Annotated in this window: 17 protein-coding genes; 12 read left to right on the forward strand and 5 right to left on the reverse strand. The window is 42.1% G+C overall.

Annotation, left to right across the window (positions count from 1 at the left end; genetic code table 11):
• The first annotated feature begins 205 nt into the window (after positions 1 to 205).
• From MKP07_RS41295 to MKP07_RS19400, 4 genes are all read left to right on the forward strand, one after another.
• Positions 206 to 3,745, forward strand: a complete 3,540-nt coding sequence (locus MKP07_RS41295) for a DUF5977 domain-containing protein (RefSeq protein ID WP_240848644.1) — start codon at positions 206 to 208, stop codon at positions 3,743 to 3,745.
• An 18-nt stretch (positions 3,746 to 3,763) separates the two neighbouring features.
• Positions 3,764 to 4,201 (forward strand): hypothetical protein, encoded by a 438-nt coding sequence (locus tag MKP07_RS19390; protein WP_240848645.1) that lies wholly within the window; start codon positions 3,764 to 3,766, stop codon positions 4,199 to 4,201.
• A gap of 47 nt (positions 4,202 to 4,248) precedes the next feature.
• Positions 4,249 to 8,649 (forward strand): RHS repeat domain-containing protein, encoded by a 4,401-nt coding sequence (locus tag MKP07_RS19395; protein ID WP_240848646.1) that lies wholly within the window; start codon positions 4,249 to 4,251, stop codon positions 8,647 to 8,649.
• 478 nt (positions 8,650 to 9,127) lie between these two features.
• The gene (locus MKP07_RS19400; RefSeq protein ID WP_240848647.1) at positions 9,128 to 9,295 is read left to right on the forward strand and encodes a hypothetical protein; all 168 of its coding nucleotides are present in this window, start codon (positions 9,128 to 9,130) and stop codon (positions 9,293 to 9,295) included.
• Positions 9,296 to 9,381: 86 nt separating this feature from the next.
• Here the strand turns inward: MKP07_RS19400 and MKP07_RS19405 are convergent, their stop codons facing one another.
• The 3 genes from MKP07_RS19405 to MKP07_RS19415 all read right to left on the reverse strand — a co-directional run bounded on the left by MKP07_RS19405 (position 9,382) and on the right by MKP07_RS19415 (position 11,124).
• A complete protein-coding gene (locus MKP07_RS19405; RefSeq protein WP_240848648.1) occupies positions 9,382 to 9,654 on the reverse strand; it encodes a hypothetical protein in 273 nt (90 codons plus the stop codon).
• A 355-nt stretch (positions 9,655 to 10,009) separates the two neighbouring features.
• Entirely contained in the window at positions 10,010 to 10,360 is a 351-nt protein-coding gene (locus MKP07_RS19410) for a hypothetical protein (RefSeq protein WP_240848649.1), read from the reverse strand.
• A 476-nt stretch (positions 10,361 to 10,836) separates the two neighbouring features.
• Complete coding sequence (locus MKP07_RS19415; RefSeq protein ID WP_240848650.1) at positions 10,837 to 11,124, reverse strand: helix-turn-helix domain-containing protein; 288 nt, start codon at positions 11,122 to 11,124, stop codon at positions 10,837 to 10,839.
• Between the two features lie 413 nt (positions 11,125 to 11,537).
• Here MKP07_RS19415 and MKP07_RS19420 point away from each other — a divergent pair, with 413 nt between their 5' ends.
• From MKP07_RS19420 to MKP07_RS39030, 8 genes are all read left to right on the forward strand, one after another.
• Entirely contained in the window at positions 11,538 to 11,849 is a 312-nt protein-coding gene (locus tag MKP07_RS19420; protein ID WP_240848651.1) for a hypothetical protein, read from the forward strand.
• An 11-nt stretch (positions 11,850 to 11,860) separates the two neighbouring features.
• Positions 11,861 to 12,034: a hypothetical protein gene (locus MKP07_RS19425; protein ID WP_240848652.1), complete on the forward strand. Its 174-nt coding sequence runs from the start codon at positions 11,861 to 11,863 to the stop codon at positions 12,032 to 12,034.
• A complete protein-coding gene (locus tag MKP07_RS19430; protein ID WP_240848653.1) occupies positions 12,019 to 12,435 on the forward strand; it encodes a hypothetical protein in 417 nt (138 codons plus the stop codon). The genes MKP07_RS19425 and MKP07_RS19430 overlap by 16 nt, the downstream gene beginning before the upstream one ends.
• Before the next feature lie 262 nt (positions 12,436 to 12,697).
• Complete coding sequence (locus MKP07_RS19435) at positions 12,698 to 13,420, forward strand: hypothetical protein (protein ID WP_240848654.1); 723 nt, start codon at positions 12,698 to 12,700, stop codon at positions 13,418 to 13,420.
• A 50-nt stretch (positions 13,421 to 13,470) separates the two neighbouring features.
• Positions 13,471 to 14,244, forward strand: coding sequence for a hypothetical protein (locus MKP07_RS19440; RefSeq protein ID WP_240848655.1), 774 nt, complete (start codon positions 13,471 to 13,473; stop codon positions 14,242 to 14,244).
• Complete coding sequence (locus MKP07_RS19445; protein ID WP_240848656.1) at positions 14,232 to 14,480, forward strand: hypothetical protein; 249 nt, start codon at positions 14,232 to 14,234, stop codon at positions 14,478 to 14,480. Before MKP07_RS19440 ends, MKP07_RS19445 begins: the two co-directional genes overlap by 13 nt.
• Positions 14,481 to 14,573: 93 nt before the next feature.
• Positions 14,574 to 15,293, forward strand: coding sequence for a hypothetical protein (locus MKP07_RS19450; RefSeq protein WP_240848657.1), 720 nt, complete (start codon positions 14,574 to 14,576; stop codon positions 15,291 to 15,293).
• A 26-nt stretch (positions 15,294 to 15,319) separates the two neighbouring features.
• Positions 15,320 to 15,442: a hypothetical protein gene (locus MKP07_RS39030; protein WP_262919381.1), complete on the forward strand. Its 123-nt coding sequence runs from the start codon at positions 15,320 to 15,322 to the stop codon at positions 15,440 to 15,442.
• Between the two features lie 121 nt (positions 15,443 to 15,563).
• Here the strand turns inward: MKP07_RS39030 and MKP07_RS19455 are convergent, their stop codons facing one another.
• Entirely contained in the window at positions 15,564 to 16,004 is a 441-nt protein-coding gene (locus MKP07_RS19455; protein WP_240848658.1) for a hypothetical protein, read from the reverse strand.
• Positions 16,001 to 16,591: a hypothetical protein gene (locus MKP07_RS19460; protein WP_240848659.1), complete on the reverse strand. Its 591-nt coding sequence runs from the start codon at positions 16,589 to 16,591 to the stop codon at positions 16,001 to 16,003. The genes MKP07_RS19455 and MKP07_RS19460 overlap by 4 nt, the downstream gene beginning before the upstream one ends.
• Between the last annotated feature and the right edge of the window lie 43 nt (positions 16,592 to 16,634).

Raw genomic sequence — 16,634 nt, forward strand, 5'->3', positions numbered from 1 at the left:
GTGGTTCGGGAGATAATACTTCAACCAAAAACGTTCCGGTAAATGATTCTCCACCCCGGGATCTGTAGGGCCAGGGATTCCACCTCCTGCGGATGAGTTTTGGACTTACAGAACTATCCGCGATTACAAACCACAAAGGCAAAATGTATTAGACAACAATGATCTGAGTAGCATACGGACTGATCTTGAATCAAAATCTATTCGAGTGATCGATTTCACTTATGATTATTCATTGTGTGATAATACAGCTAACAGCTTCCATAAGATAAATCCTAACTCTAAATATGGTAAGCTTACTTTAAACGCTGTTAAAACACGTGGTAAAGGTGGCGCCGATCTGCTGCCGGCAACGACATTTGGATATAACATTGGCGATGAAGAGATAAAAAGATCCTCCTATGCTTATACCATCACTCCAACGTCTTTTTCCGGTGAATCGCAATTTGAACCAGGAGACCTGATAGAAACAGATGAACCTGCTCCCCGGTTTTTGGGAGTGATCACCCAAAAAAGCGGCAATAATTATACACTCGCCAATGGTACGATCATATCCAACATCACCGCTAAAATAAGGACTACAAAAAACCCGCCTTATAACAGGTATGCCTATGATTACTGGCAGATGTATAAAAGCAATGTCAGAACCGACCTGGTTGATAAAAACGGCAACAGGTACAGGAGGTGTGACGATATCTCTTCAAAATCAACAGATGTATGGAGTTTAAGAAATATATCAGGGCCTTATGGCGAAAAAATTAAGATACAGTACGAACCGAATACTTATAGTACTAATTTGATCAATGAAAGCTTTCCATTTATTGTTACCAACATTGACCTTGGAGGAGCGCAGTGGCAAAACAACAACCTGTCTAGGGCTAACATTACGGTTGATATTGGAGGCTATAGTAATATATCCGAGATCGTCGATCAGGGTACCACCGGGGAGATGATGATGGTGCTTACCTACAGTTCGGGGTCAATAGCAGGTTTTGAAGATGTATTTAGCAGTAATTTCCAGGTAAATAGTATTGTTTCTGCCAATGTACTGGATGTATCCTTCTCCGATGTTCAAAGAGAAGGAGGCACTGATATTAGAAAGAGAAGTCATTGGGAAAGAACCTGGAAGGCATTTGGCAAAACACCTAAACAGATCCAGCAGAGTAACAATACCATTGCTTCGTCGTTTGTTACAGCCAACGTTTCTTTTTTGAGAAAAAATAAGCCATACGAATATGGTGGAGGAATAAGGGTCAAGCAAATATCAGTAAGCGATCTCCAGGCTTCACATATTACCTCTTATAACTACGCCTTGCCAGAGACTAACAGATCTTCGGGAGTTATTACTTACACACCAACAACACTGCCTACGCTATCTGAAAGTTTTGCTACCAGCAACACGTATACTAATGCCCGCACATTGTACCTGGAGCGCATGTACTATATGATGAGTGATTTGTACGGCTATTCAAGGGAAATTCCGGGGCCGGCTGTTTTCTATGAGTATGTAACGGTTGATAATAAGGTGAAAAACACTGGGGATGTAGCAGAAAAGATTAAGCCAGGAAAAACAACATACCAATTTGAAGTACCGAATGATAATATGATCTCAGCTCAAAACAAATTTGTGAATACCACCGCTACACGTATGCAGAAACTTACTACAATAAAAAAGTTTACTGCTCCGATAGGCAATCTGCTTCGTGCTATTCAGTTTGATGATAAAGGCAACAAGATTACCGAAACGGTCAACAATTATTTACATTCCGGACTGGAGCATTTATCAGACTCAACATTTTTTGCTGCCTATGATGCGAGGCTTGCCAACTTTAAATACCAGGGGTATGTGCATGAAAATTTCTTTGATTACCGGTTACAAAGAAAAGTGGATGATAATGTTATTCATGAAAATCGATATCGGCTTTCGTATTCATCCCGCGAGACCTATCCAAGTATTCCGATAGGTACTACGGTATTGAACTATGTGAACGGTACCAAAACAGTATCGGAGAATCTGGCTTTTGATTTTTATAGTGGTGCGGTAACCAGGACATTGAATATAGACGCCAATGGCAACCGGTCGATGGCGGAGCAAACGCCTGCTTACAGAATTTACCCGGAGATGGGGCTTAAAGCTATGGATCCGGGTAGAAAAAACATGCTCACGCAAACGGCTGCGGGATACGTTTATTCTGTTGACAACAGTAATAATAAAATTGGGATAATCTCGGCTTCAATTAATACCTGGAGTACTGGTGTCAATGTACTAAAACCAGATCATAGTATCATCACACAAGATGGAACGAATAGTACGAATGGTATAGTATGGCGTCCCAGGATGACCTATACCTGGGCTCCGGAAGGCAGCACGCAAAATGGAGAGACCGCTATAGGAGTATTTGTCGCTTTTGACTGGGCTAATCAGGATAATCCGGCTGCACAGAATGCGTCCTGGATCAAGTCTGGTGAAACCACTTTATATGACGTGTACTCCCACGCTCTTGAAGCTGCTGATATGAATGATCAATATGCAGCTACTAAAATGGGTTATAATCATAGCAGAGTATTAGTAACAGGAGGCCCGGCCAGGTATGCCGAGATCGCCTATAGCGGAGCGGAGGATGATGCTATTAATAATACTTTTAATGGAGATATAAGGCTGGGTAATGCTACTGTTAATATCAATCCCGATTATGCTCATACGGGTGTGAAAAGCGCCCAGCTAAGCAGCGGCACCGGTCTACAGTATGAAGTGCCCATTAGTAAGCTGGACAATACCAAGGATTACTGGGCCAGCCTCTGGATCAAATCAGCTACAGGCAATGCGGTAGCCAATGCCGGGATATTTTATAATAATGGGTCTAGTCAGGTAAATGGTGTCCTTTCCCCATCAAATGCTTCGGGGTGGCAACTGGCTACAATTCTGATACCTGCTTCTGCCATATCGGGTGCGGTTCTTACAGTAGGAGGGTATAGTAACGGAGGCGCTGTTTACCTGGATGATATACGTTTTCATCCGGTTAATGCGGGAATCAGCTCCTATGTCTATGATAACATCACCGGGGAGCTTACATATATCCTGGATAATAACAATGTATCCACCCGGTTTGAGTATGATGCGGTTGGTCGCCTGACAAAGACCTATAAAGAGACCTTACCCCAGGGGTTCAGACCCATTTCTGAAATACTTTATAACTATGGCAAGGTTATTTATCAAAGTGATGCTATTATTAACCAGCCTTTTACTAAAAACGATTGTTCGGGTACAAATGTAGTTGGCTCTGAAGTATATATTACAGTACCGCAGGGGCAATTTACCTCCATCGTTAGTAAAGCTCATGCTAATCAACAGGCATTTAATTATGCACAGGCACAGGCTAATCAGCAAGGCACCTGTAATAATGTTTATGTAATAGTGTATTTGGAAAACTCTTACCCTTATTCCGGCCAAACTTATTCTCAAACCTATGCTGATGTGGTGATTCGGGCATATAGCGATGCGGCAGGAACGATTCCCTACTATGGCCAGGTAGATCTGGTGTATAATGAAACGGAATCCAGTTATGGAGTAGATGGAGGCATGAACTGTGATGGTGGTAATTACGAAATAACCAATACCTACCCGCTGAGCTTTTCAGGAGGAGAATATTATTTAGGAACGGGCAAATTGGTTTACCAGGCAAAGTTGCATCCTATTACCTACGACACTCAATGTGAGATAAACTGGAGCTACTCAGTACAACAGTAAGTATATATATAAGATATTATGAATAAATATGCACTTTCTTTTATAATGATGTTATCAGCACTCTGGCATTTTGACCTGGAGGCGCAGAATAAAAAATTTATTGACTCCACCTATATCAAGAGGTCTGAAAATGCAAAAAATAATGTAGAGGGATTGACGGCATTACTGGGTCTTTCGAATGATCAGGCTTCAAAACTGAGGTATGTTGAAGTGGCATTTGTGGAGCGTTTAAACGGGCTTCGGGACCCTTCTATCCCTGGCCGTGCCAGATCGAATGCTTTAAAGGAATTGTACCAGCAGCATGACAAGGACATAGCAGGGATATTAACAAAGGGGCAAATGGCATTATTGGATGCACGCAATAAACAAATACAACAAAAGATCGAGCAAAGCGCCCGGAACCGTCCTAAAAAGCCGGTTCCCAGTGCACCGGTAAAACTACCCAGGAAGAATTGATAGTTACGCAGAAAATAAGGCATCTTCATTATCATAAAAATAAATTTATGCGGAATGTATTGGTAATAGCTTGTTTATTATTTTGTATTAACGGTTTTAGTCAGCAGTATAGTGATAGTACAGAGTTTGATAAAACCTGGATTGTTACGCGCATTTTGCGTGAAAATGGAACATCCAAGGCTATTAGCAAACAGTATTTCGATAAAGTAGGTAAACCTGATCAAATTCAGACAAAGGATATGGTCTCAGGAAAAGTACTGATATCTCAAACAATAAGCGATGCCTATGGACGTCCGGTGTTAAATACAATTAATGCGCCTGTTAATAATACTAATTTCGGATATAAAAACGATTTTGTAACTGACGCTACAGGCAAAAAATATGATCACACTAATTTTGATGAGGCCAAAACCAATAGTCCAGATCCCGTAGGATCCCAGCAAGGTACACTGGGTTGGTACTACAGCAGCAATAATAGCCTGGAAGATCGGGTGCCCACTTCAGCCTATCCTTACTCCCGCACCGATTTTTATAAAGATGGTACGGGCAATGCTAAAAGAAGCGCAGGTGCTGGGGAGGCTTATAAGATGGGAACTGGCAGGGATATAAGCAGCTATATTACTCCCGTACAGAATGAGCTGGAGCATTACCTTCAGATACGTAATAAGTATTTTACTCAAGCGCAGTTGGGTGCAATGCCTACGAGCCTTGCTGGTAGGGCGTTTCAGTCGGTAACCAAGGATGTAAATGGTAACGAGGTTATTACTATTACTGATCAGGATGGAAAAATCTTAATGAGCGCTATTGCGGGTGATGAACTGCTAACAGATAATCAATCAATAATCAACTATGCGGTACATCGCTATACGCTCAATGCTACCGGCTTTAATCAGGTTTTGAGTAGTCTTGATATTATTGGAACTGGTTCCTATGTCTCTGTTTTTCGCAGTACAGATAACGGGGTAACTTTTGGCGAAGAGTTTACTGGGGCAATTTCGCCATCTACGGCGGAGGTGATTAATAACTCTGGATTTTCAGGCATCTATCGCATAGAGTCTAATTTGCCTTTTACCGTAACCTGCCTTATTTCAGGTGAATCAAGGCCCAGGATTGAAAATGGCGAGTCAAGGTATGCACCTTCTGCATCTAGCTATTATTTTAAGCTATTGCAGAATTCGAGTGTATATGTAGGAACGCCTGCCGGATCTGCTTTTGGTCTTAATTATACCATTTATAATATGAGCACCGAACAGCCTGTACAGGGATTTGTTGATGGTAATGAGCTGCCAAAGGGATATTACAAGATTGTAAACAATGATAAACAACCTATTAAGATCAGGTATTTTAATTACTATTCAGATATTTCCTACACCTTCTACAACCAGCTCGGCCAGGCGGTAGCTACTATCGATCCGGAGGGTGTATCCAAACTAATTACTAACATTAATGCTTACCCCAATAAAAGCGATATTCCTTTTATCAGCACCAGTGAGTACAACCTGCGCGGGCAGCTCATTGCCGCCACCGGTGTAGATGGCGGAAGATCCGAATTTATTTACCGGCGCGATGGTAAGCTGCGTTTTTCCCAAAATGCTAAACAAGCACAATACGGCTGGTTCTCTTATACCAATTACGATCGCTGGGGCAGGGCTGTAGAAAGCGGTGAATATCATCCATCGCCTGATGAAAGTCTTAGCTTTCAAATCCTTAAAACCAATACTGCTATAAAGGAAAGTATTACAGCGGATGGCGGGCTAACTAATAGTGCCAATAAATACGACTGGACCCGTACACAGTATGATGTAGAAAATAATAGCCATGGCCAATCCGGCTATACCCAAACTTTTGTACGTGGTGGTGTAAGCACTACAGAGGGACCTAACAGCAAAACCTGGTATAGTTATGATGAGCAGGGCCGCAGCACCTGGACCATTAAAGCCATTTATGGTATGGGAGCTGGTGGCACTGCCAAATACTTTACCGAAGACTATGTGTACGATAGCGAGGGTAACATAGTAAAATCCATCTTCCAGAAAAATACCCCTGCCGAAACTTTTGTACATTATTATGAATATGATATAAATGACCGGCTCTACCAGGCTTACACCAATACGGTAGATGATCCCAATACCAAAACCTTACAGGCCCGGTATGAGTATTTTCTGCATGGCCCGGTAAAGAGGGTGGAAGTAGCCGGTAACCTGCAGGGGATTGATTATACCTATACGCTGGATGGTAAATTAAAAGCCATCAACCATAGCAAAAAAGCTATGGATCCGGGTAAGGATGGGATGACTCACATTCCGGGTAACCTCAATGCCAGTTTTTTACCCGATGCCTTTGGCGAAGTGCTGGAGTATTATGATAATGACTACATTAGTAATAGCCTTATAGGTACAGCTAGCAGCGGCGGTAGCGGTGGTAATACCGTGTTGGCAGACCTGGTGGTGAATAACCATAACGCCGGTACTACCGTATACCAGGCCACCAATAGCATTACATTTACAGATGGGTTTAACAGTAATGGTAACAGCTTTACTACCCAGTTGGGGGTGCCTGCTTCAACAGGTGGCAGCGAAGATGCTACCACGCCTGCATACAATATAAGCGTAGCCATAAATAACGCCGATGCGCCTGCACAATATGGCGGGCAAATAAGGGGCATGAGCTGGTTTAGCAAGAAGCCGCCGATGGCGGCAGTGCCAGAAACGCCCAATATGTATGCTTATAAGTATGATGATAAATACCGCTTTAATACGGCTACCTGGGGTACCATCAGCAATAATAACTTTACAGGGCAGGCAGGCGTAAACAGTGAAACCATACCGGCTAACACGGGTGGGTACGATAAGCATGGCAATATACTGGCGCTGAGTCGTACCGGCCAGGCTGGTACAGTATTGGATAATTTTAGCTACCAGTACTATCAAAGCCCCAAGCCTACCAATAAATTACAAACCATTACCCAGCAAACTACGGGGCAAACCTATGCTACTTACCAGTACGATGAGTTGGGGCAGCTAACAGGCGAAATGCCCGGCCCGGGCTATGGCAGTGCGCCGGCAAAATATATAGAGTACAATGTGGAAGGCCTGGTGACCGCTGTATTTAGTGACGCGGGTAAAACCTTACCGCTGGTACGGTATGTATATGATGAGTCGGGAGGACGCATTAAAAAGATAAGTTATAATGGTAGCGGTGCAGTTATAAAAACTACTTACTATATAGGCGGAGTTATTTATGAGCAGGACCTGGGGCAGCCGGTACCACTACAAACGGAGGTAGCCATTAATGCAGGAGGCCGTGTGGGCGTATATTTCAGGCAGGGCAATGCTTACCGTTACGAAATGCAGGACCACCTGGGTAATGTAAGGGCGGTGTTTGTAAAAACCAGCACGGGCACGGCTGATTATGTGGTGTTCCGCGACTATTACCCTTTTGGAATGGAAATTGGTGGAAGGAGTTATACTGATGCGCAAGGCTACCGGTATGGCTACCAGGGTAAGTATGCGGAGAAAGATCCGGAGACAGGCTGGAATGCTTTTGAGCTAAGGATGTATGATAGCCGGGTAGGTAGGTGGTTGACGATTGATCCGGAAGGAGAATTTTTAAGCCCCTATGTGGGTATGGGGAATAACCCGGTAAATAAAACGGATCCAACAGGAGGAAGTACTTATATTGAATATCCCGATGCGAAAGCTTATTTTAAGGCCAATCCCAACGGAAAATTCGACGGTAAAGATGGACATTGGATAACTGCTGATAGGCTGGATGGAAATTGGAGATGGTCTACAGCAAATGCTAGTAATATCCAAAATAATCGGCTGAACCAGTATGCTCCTTTTGAACAGGTTAGCGATTTCTACAAGTGGGTACAATTTGAAGCAAAATCTTCAGGGCATGACGTTAAATGGATGAAAGGAGCAATTGGGTTGGTAAGTGATTTAGCCAAGAATTTAGAAGGAGGTAGTGCTTTTGTTTCAAACGATGTCGAGGATTTATTAAAAGAGTTAAATGTGGGTATTGTAAATACAGTTTTGCCGTCGTTTAATGACTTATTATTCGGAAAATATGCGAATACTCCTCTGAAAGGTTCAAGAGCGCAATTATGGGATGAAAATCTGGTTAATTTTGAACAAACTTTTGCTCAAGGAATTTATAATAAGAGAGGCTTATTAACATTGACAACGCTTAATGCAATGGCTGGCGGTGTTTTCGTTAAAAAAGGTTGGCACAGTACTATTGGAGTGATTGGGAGGACTACACCCGCATTAAGAAAATTTGATGGAGAAATTTGGGATACACAGCTACGGATTGACATTGCGCTTTTAATGCTGTATCCGAATTCCTATAAACCGCATTGGCAAGGATTTAAAGATAAGGTAAATGCAAGTGGATTATTAAATAGTAGTTGGCAAAAATATTTTAACTCTTATAAAGTCAATTAATAGCTTAATACAAAAAAAGTGTTAAAAAGAATATGTTTTTTTGCTGTGATATGTTTTAGCATAACTTTTGTTATGGTAGAAATTGTACGCCCTGGGTCAGTTTGGTTTCTCCCTTCTATAATACTGCAGTCAATCGCTTTTTTAACATTTACTATTCTATTTTTTTCATTTAAAAGAATTAAAAATACCCTAATGCGGCTTACTGTGGCGTTCTTGTTGTCCATTATTTTCTTTTTCTTGATGCTATTAATTATTAATGGAAACATATCCACCTTTTATAAAGATTTGTTTTCAAAAGATTTTCTCTTTTTAGTTTTACCATATATTTTATCTCATATTCTACTTTTTATTTTTTCTAAGATTAGAATTAAGCCTTATTGAAGAACCTCAATCCATTATTTAATGAATTTCTGACTTTTCGCCGTTGTTGGATATGTTACGAATCGAAATCTGGATAGATTTTGATGTTGAATAGAAGATGGTAGTCCAAAGGACTCCTTTGAAGCAGGCCTACCGCATACGCTTTGCAGACGGAGCATGCAAACCACCTGAAGGTGCTGTAGTCAAAAGCCATGGTGCTGAACGTTCAGGTAAAGATGCTGTACGAACACTATCAGGTGCGTATAAAGAAGCTGAACATCATTGAACCGCTGATGAAGTGTCGAAAATACGACCTCTTAATCAACCTAAAAAAATCTTCCAGCGTTAAATGCCTTGCCACATACATTTGATTTAAAGTGTAGAGACCAATTCTATAAGGTGTGTTTTTTGAATCGACAATTTCCCGATTGTTTTCTCTGTGAAAAGGGTTTTGATGAGTTTCCTACCGTTAATCCAATAAACTAAACGGCCCAAACTACCAGTTTCCTTCGGCCGGGCATCGATGACCATCGGCGTTCCACAAAAAAACATCGGCTGAGGGAGTAATACCTGCGCCGGCCTGTTGATCAGCTTCGGCCGCGGCAAGTGGGGCTTTGCTGTTGCAATACGCACCATCGCCGGCATGGGTTTAAGGCAGGTAGTTGGTATTCCAGGCTTTGCCGGGGGTGTTGGAGCTTTGTAGCCGAAGGGTATCACCCCTGCAGCATCGGTACATGCCCATTGGTCGTAGGTAAAACAGGCGCCGACGCAGGAAACAGAGCCGGGGCTCACCTCCGCATACCGGCAGCATGGCAAAAGATCGGGACAACATCTGTCTCAGTTGCCACCACTTAGCTAACGGTAGGTGCAACTCAGGTAAACACCCCACGACCGTAGGTTTTGGCTAGGTACCCCCACCTTTTAGGTACCCCCCCCCATAAAAAGAGCTCCGGGAACGGAGCTCAACCAAAATGAGAAAAGTAACCAGTAAAAAAGCTGATTAGGCAGCCGGCGTTGCGGGAGCGGCTGCGCCGGTAAAGCGTTGGCGCAACTGTTCGTACACGGTTTTGCTTCCGGCTACACCCGTGCCTGCTGCGGCTGCAAAAATTTTGTAAATAGTAAGAGCACTGGCATAAGCCTCGCTGCCAGCCAGTAATTGGGTGTCGGCCAGTTTTTCGCCCATCTGCTGAACCAATAACACCAACTCATCCAGGGCATGAAAAAGGTCCAGGTCTGTTTTCAGATCCTGTGGCTTAATAAATCCCGGCAAAATTTCAGGATTGTTAAGCGCTGCCTGTATGGCATCTTCTGTAAATACTTTGTTGCTCACGCTGATCTTAGGCAGGCTCATTCTTTCGCCAGGGGTAAGTCCTACTAAAAAGGTAATGCCTGCTGTATACCGGCGATCGCATTTTTTACGGTTTGTGCAGCTTCGGGTGTTAGTGTGGCATTCACACGGTTAATCATGGTGTTGCTCATGGGGTCTTATTTTTATTTTTAAAAATGAATGAACAATGGTTGCGTTGTCAGCAGCTTCAATCGGTTATACATAATGCCCAGGTTAACGATCGGCTTTTTCAAATAGTTATGAGTACTAAGTTATATATTTTATTGAGTGAAAGCAAACCGATTTTATAAAGAAAAAGTTAATCTACGAGATACAGCAGATGGATACTGGAAGCCGGATACAAGATGATGGTTCGGAATTATAGATTATAGGCGATGCGTCATTAAACGTACCTCATACATCGTACATCCCCCGATTCGGCGATGTAGCTACAAATGTTAGTGCTAAGATCATGCATGTAAAGGCAGCAATCTTTTTCGTTATTTTTCCTTAAAAATCGGATCGTCAAAAAATTGGCTCAAAGAAATTCCCAATTCTTTACACAGTTTATTAATGGTGTAAATAGTGGCGCCGCGGCCCGTTTCCCATCGGCTTAATGTCTGCCTGTCCTTTTCTGTATCACTGGCAAATGCTGATTGTTTTTTACCCGAACTTTCTCTTAAGCTTTTAATGCGCCTTGCGATTTTTTCTTTTAAGGCGATATCAATATTGTCTAACGTTGGCATACACGCAAGGTGGGTACTCTTATAAAAAATAATGTCAGCCAAATGGCTGACAAATAAAATTGTTTATTATATTTGTGATGGAAATATATTTGCGAGTTACTTCATAATAATATTTGAAGCATTCGCTTTGAGTCTCGAATAGAAACCTGAGAAATTTCGAAAGCAACGAGACGATAAGTAGAATAGCTCACGACCTAGGCGTGGGCTCTCTTATCCGTTGCTGGGCTTCTCAGGGCCTCTATTCGGTAAGTTGAGCACCACGCCTTTTTGTGCGGTGCTGTTAAAACGCTTTACCATGAACACAACAACCGCACCGCAACAACAACCAACCCTTTTGTTTTTAACGAAGCCCAATGGCTCCAGGTATTATTTCTATTGGCAGATACTGCCACCTGGCTGCAACAGCTACAGGAGGGTTTAATTTGGCAATTACCGGTAAAGCAGCATAAAAGTTATTGCGTAAAAGCTGGTACCTGAGCGTTACCGTACTAGCGCATATACTGGAGCGTCATTATTATAAATTACCACGCCACCCGTTGGCCGGTAAGTTTACCATCTCGATACCCGAAATAGTCAATGCCATTAAAGAAGCCGGTCATTTAGCACCCGAGCCCATTGCGGGCAGCACCAACCTGCAAAGGGTATGGGAGGCAGGTTACCCGCTGGGGTATGATCCCGCAGGTAATACTGTTACTACACTCACCGTAATCAGCAGCGCCGCCGGGGAAATTATTACCGCTTTTCCCGGCAGGTTAGCTACACCATAAAAATGCAAGCCATGCAAAAAGCAAAACACCCATCGTTGCCCGAGCATTTGTTAAGTCAATTGGTACAAAAATATCAATTCCATCCGCATGCGCTCAACCTAAAGAAAGTAGTAAAAGACCTGTTTGACGAAAACCCGCCGCAGGAGTTGGCAATTGCGATAGACCAGTTTTGCATGGCGGTTTAACAGAGGGTTATGCCTGGCGGCAGGGTAGCCCGGCGAATGCTTTGCACTTAGGCAGAAGTATAGAATTATTAATGGAGCTAGCCTGGCTGTTGTATGAAAAGCTAGGTAATACAAAAGGGGCCAGTAAACTACCCAAACACCTACGGTTGCCTGCCGAATTATTACCCATGCCTTTAAGTGCGGCGGAGTATGGTCAACCTGCGATATTCCTGTCTTGGTTTTTTGAGTATGCACCCCTGCACCAATGGAAGCAATGGCTCAATTGTTTTATGGACAATGCTATTGGCAGCGGTTCGGTAGCGGAGGAGTTGCCCGGCCCGGAATTGCTACAGTTTAATGGGTTACTTAAAAAGCTGGTATATGCGGTTGAGCGTGTGCGGTCTGTTGCAGCATCTCAATAATAGTGAGCTTGTTTTATACTGCCACGAATACACGAATTATGTTTTCTAAAAATACACTATTAGATATAAAGCATACTTTTCTCTTGTTGACCATTTGTCTTATTGAATAATCATTCGTGTATTCGTGGCAATTTATCTTAAGGAGCTTAGTTAGCCGCCAAATTCTTTTATTAAAGATCAGGCAAATGATGCTGTATAAATCTTTTTCGGATATTTGCTCCTGCAATAATCTTACAAAAACAACGCAATCAAAACAAGACTTATGAAAAAGATGCTATTCCTTGGCCTTTATGCCGGTTTAATTCAAATGGTACATGCGCAAACCAATAGTTTACCCACCACAGGCAATGTAGGGATTGGAACAGGATCACCTGCTACGCCATTACATGTTGTTGGTAACATGACCTTAGAAGGAGGCTACGCTGGTAACGCATCTTTATATACAGGTACAGGAACCCAGGAGTTGAATAGGTATTTGCTTTTATTGAACTCTGCACAACAGCCTTCAGCTTCGGGCCTTAAGGCGGGCGGCATATTAGTTTCCGATGCTTATGATTTTGCAAGCCCTGGTAAAAACGACCTGGTGGTAAAGGGCAATGTAAGTATTGGCAGGTCATCAGTAGCTTCAGGATATCAGTTATCGGTGGCGGGTAAAGCCATTGCTACCGAAATGAAAGTGCAGCAGGTAAACAACTGGCCTGACTATGTGTTTAAACCCGCATATAGGCTGATGCCTTTACAGGAGGTAGAACAGTTTATACAATTAAAAGGCCACCTACCTGAAATAGCTCCTGCTAAACAAATAGAGAAAGAAGGCCTGGAACTGGGGGCCAATCAGGCTTTGTTGCTAAAAAAAATAGAAGAGCTAACGCTTTATATTATCGAACAAAATAAGGAATTAAAAAAGCAAAATGAAGCAATTACAGCGCTTAAAGATAAGATTGGAAAAATAGAGAAGGCCCAATACCGGCGCGGTGAGAAATAAATTGCTGCTTTACTCATTAATATTAAAAGACTTATTATAAAACAAGACTTATGAAGAAAAAACTAACGATTAGAACTGCATTGCTATATGCTGTAATTGCCTTTGTCAATATTGCACCTATTCAGGCCCAAGATGCTACTAAGTTGGTTATAGCGGATACTCGTTATAGCAATAGTGCTCCCGGCGATTACACAATGGGAATGCAAGGTGAATTTAAATATACGTCTGCTTTGGAGGCGCCGGGAAATAGTTTGTTTGGAGGATTATTGACTATCTCTCCCTGGTATGATAACTCGGGGAGTAATAAAAGACACCAGCTATTTTTTAATAATTCAGGCATGTTTTGGAGAACTGGCATTGCTGGTCAGCCTTCCTGGGAGGCCTGGCAAAAATTGTTGGTTGAAAATGCCAACGGTCGGGTGGGCATTGGTACTTTAAATGATCCTTTAGCCAGGTTAGAAGTGTATGATGGAAATGTATTGGTAAAAAACCTTCCTAATGCAACCGACAGCTCAGCCATCATGATAGCACATGCTATAAAAGATGCGGGTTATACATTTGGAACGTCCATAAGAAGCATTACGCAAAATCCCGGAGCCAATATGTATGGCTTGCAATTTTTTACACAAGAAAATTATATTACCAATCAGACCGAAAAAATGCGCATCCAGGGAAATGGCAACGTAGGGATAGGTACCACTAACCCCACCGAAAAGCTTTCGGTAAACGGCAATATAAGAGCCAGGCAAATTAAAGTGGAAACAGCTAACTGGCCTGATTATGTATTCGCTTCTAATTATAAAAAATCCCCTTGCCGGAGCTAGAGCAATTTATTATTAAAAACAAGCACCTCCCTGAAATTCCTTCTGCTGAACAAGTGGCGAAAGAAGGGATAGAATTAGGTGCCAACCAGGCTGCTTTGCTGAAGAAAATAGAGGAGTTGACGCTGTATATTATTGATCAAAATAAAGAATTGAAAAAGCAAAACGAAAAGATAAGTAAGCTGGAAGATAAAATGGCTCTAATAGAAAAGAAGCAGGCTGTTCATATAGCTCAATAACCTGTTAATGATTAGGACTTGTAAAGGAAATAGGTAGCCTTGTTTAAAGGCATTAAAGTTCGTTCAGTATTTATTATTCCCAATTTTAAAAATATGAAAAAGCAACTGTTAACAGCAATATGTGTGTTGGTAATCTCAACTATGTATGCGCAGAATTATCCCAATATTTTAAATTATGCTGGCTTTAGCACACCCGTCCATGGGGTGAAAATAAAAACCAATATGCCTTTCACCGATGGCACTCAAATGCCTACGATTTCTATTTTAGGATATAGTTATGGTAGTTCGGCCGTAATAGACCTTAAGATTGTATATTACATATATAGCGGCTATTTTGCAGTACCCACCATTTCTTCTGCCGGTGGTTATGCTCCAAAGGTTTACCTGGCCAACGAAAATGGTAAAGTTGTAATTTTTATTGATGATAAGGTCTATTATCAAAGATTTACCATTAGTGCTTTCGCTCATGGTATGAGCGAAACACTAAGTTGGTTTCAGGGCTGGACAACAGCTGATGAACCGATAAGTAATACCGCTGTACAAGTTACTGAATTGCCTTATCGAAACCGATTTGGTGATATTAATTTTATTAACGGCAAGGTGGGCATAGGAGTTGAAAATCCATCTGAGCGTTTGATGGTAAAAGGCAAAATAGTAGCCGAGGAGATAAAAGTGCAGGCACAGCCATGGCCCGATTATGTATTCGCTCCCAACTATAAAAAATGCCTTTGCCTGAGCTGGAGCGATTCATTAATAAAAACAAACACCTGCCTGAAATTCCTTCTGCACAACAGGTTGCGAAAGAGGGGATAGAGCTGGGCGCCAACCAGGCAGCGTTGTTGAAGAAGATAGAGGAATTAACCCTCTACATTATTGAGCAGGATAAAACTTTGAAAGAATATAAAAAAGAGCTGGACCAGGTAAAACAGCGGCTGGACAAGAAGGATCAAAAATTAAAATGACGGATGTCATGGTGAGCCTGACGAACCATGTTTCATATCGAAATACTGTTAATGGTTCAATACAGGCAACAAACAGGGCCGGTGAAAAGATCACTGGCCCTGTTTTATAAAAGATATTGAATTAATGCTTTTTAGCCGAATGCTTTTCCAGCTTTTCCAGTCTCGACAAAATATTATCTTTCAGCTCGTGGTTTTCTTCTTTTAAAGAAGCAGATTCGGATTTCAGGCTCTTAATTTCCTTCTCCATTTGGATCGCATATAAAGTCAGCTCTTCAATTTTCTTTAAAAGGGTAGCATCCATGGCGCCTAGTTCATAGCCTTCATTCTTTTGTATCTCATCGGCTGAAGGTACTTCGGGTAAGTGGCCTTTTTCTTTTATATGCGCTTCTACTTCAGCAAGCGAACGCAGTTGATAAGAAGGAAAGAAAACATAGTCGGCCCAGCCGGATACCTGCTGGATCTTTAATTCTTTTCCAGTTATCTTGCCAGCTACCGTAAGACGATAACCTTCAACCGGTGTCATGGTTCCGATTCCCACTTTGCCATAAGCATCAATGATCATTTGTTCCGTACCATTGTTGGTTGCAAAACGTATGTGGCCACCTGTCGTTCCATAACCCCTATAAAAACTAATACTGTTATTAGTTTCTCCGTGAAAGGAATGTTCAAGAGAGAAAGCTTTGCCGTTATAGGCAGATATTTGAGTTTCCCAGGCCCTGGTTCCCAAAAAGTACCTTCACCAGTTGCATTGCCTTCCAATTGTCTGGCGAGAGCAGTTGTTAAAGCGCCGTTATTTAAAGGTCGACCAACATCAAAAAGGGCTATTGGAATTGTGGTACCAACGCCTACTTTTCCATTATATCTATTTAATATTATATCCCCGTATTGGTCACCCGAACTTTTTATAGCATCAATCGATGCATAACCATACTGTTTCGCAGAAATTGTCATGAGCAACTGTGTGTAGTTGCCGTTACCGCCCCCTCCGGATCCAATTAATATCCCACCAGGTCCGTCCGGATCTACAGTTAGTTTGTGAAACGGAGAGGAGGTACCGATACCCACATTGCCACTGGTTGGGAATACATTTTGTCCGTAGGTTAAAGTGCAGCTACTTAATAGCAACACGGTAGTTAGCTTTCTAATCATGTTAGTTACTTTATATTGGTTAAGATGCTGAAAATCTTGTTGG

Source organism: Paraniabella hibiscisoli, from assembly GCF_022512515.1.
In the GTDB taxonomy this organism is placed as follows: domain Bacteria; phylum Bacteroidota; class Bacteroidia; order Chitinophagales; family Chitinophagaceae; genus Niabella; species Niabella hibiscisoli.

Bases quoted from the DNA above. Each gene is read 5' to 3' on its own strand.
- MKP07_RS19440 (WP_240848655.1), top strand. From the start codon at position 13,471: ATGAAGAAAAAACTAACGATTAGAACTGCATTGCTATATGCTGTAATT.
- MKP07_RS19395 (WP_240848646.1), top strand. From the start codon at position 4,249: ATGCGGAATGTATTGGTAATAGCTTGTTTATTATTTTGTATTAACGGT.
- MKP07_RS19435 (WP_240848654.1), top strand. From the start codon at position 12,698: ATGAAAAAGATGCTATTCCTTGGCCTTTATGCCGGTTTAATTCAAATG.
- MKP07_RS19400 (WP_240848647.1), top strand. From the start codon at position 9,128: ATGGTAGTCCAAAGGACTCCTTTGAAGCAGGCCTACCGCATACGCTTT.
- MKP07_RS19410 (WP_240848649.1), bottom strand. From the start codon at position 10,360: ATGAGCCTGCCTAAGATCAGCGTGAGCAACAAAGTATTTACAGAAGAT.
- MKP07_RS19460 (WP_240848659.1), bottom strand. From the start codon at position 16,591: ATGATTAGAAAGCTAACTACCGTGTTGCTATTAAGTAGCTGCACTTTA.
- MKP07_RS19450 (WP_240848657.1), top strand. From the start codon at position 14,574: ATGAAAAAGCAACTGTTAACAGCAATATGTGTGTTGGTAATCTCAACT.
- MKP07_RS19405 (WP_240848648.1), bottom strand. From the start codon at position 9,654: ATGCCGGCGATGGTGCGTATTGCAACAGCAAAGCCCCACTTGCCGCGG.
- MKP07_RS19390 (WP_240848645.1), top strand. From the start codon at position 3,764: ATGAATAAATATGCACTTTCTTTTATAATGATGTTATCAGCACTCTGG.
- MKP07_RS19425 (WP_240848652.1), top strand. From the start codon at position 11,861: ATGCAAAAAGCAAAACACCCATCGTTGCCCGAGCATTTGTTAAGTCAA.
- MKP07_RS19455 (WP_240848658.1), bottom strand. From the start codon at position 16,004: ATGATCATTGATGCTTATGGCAAAGTGGGAATCGGAACCATGACACCG.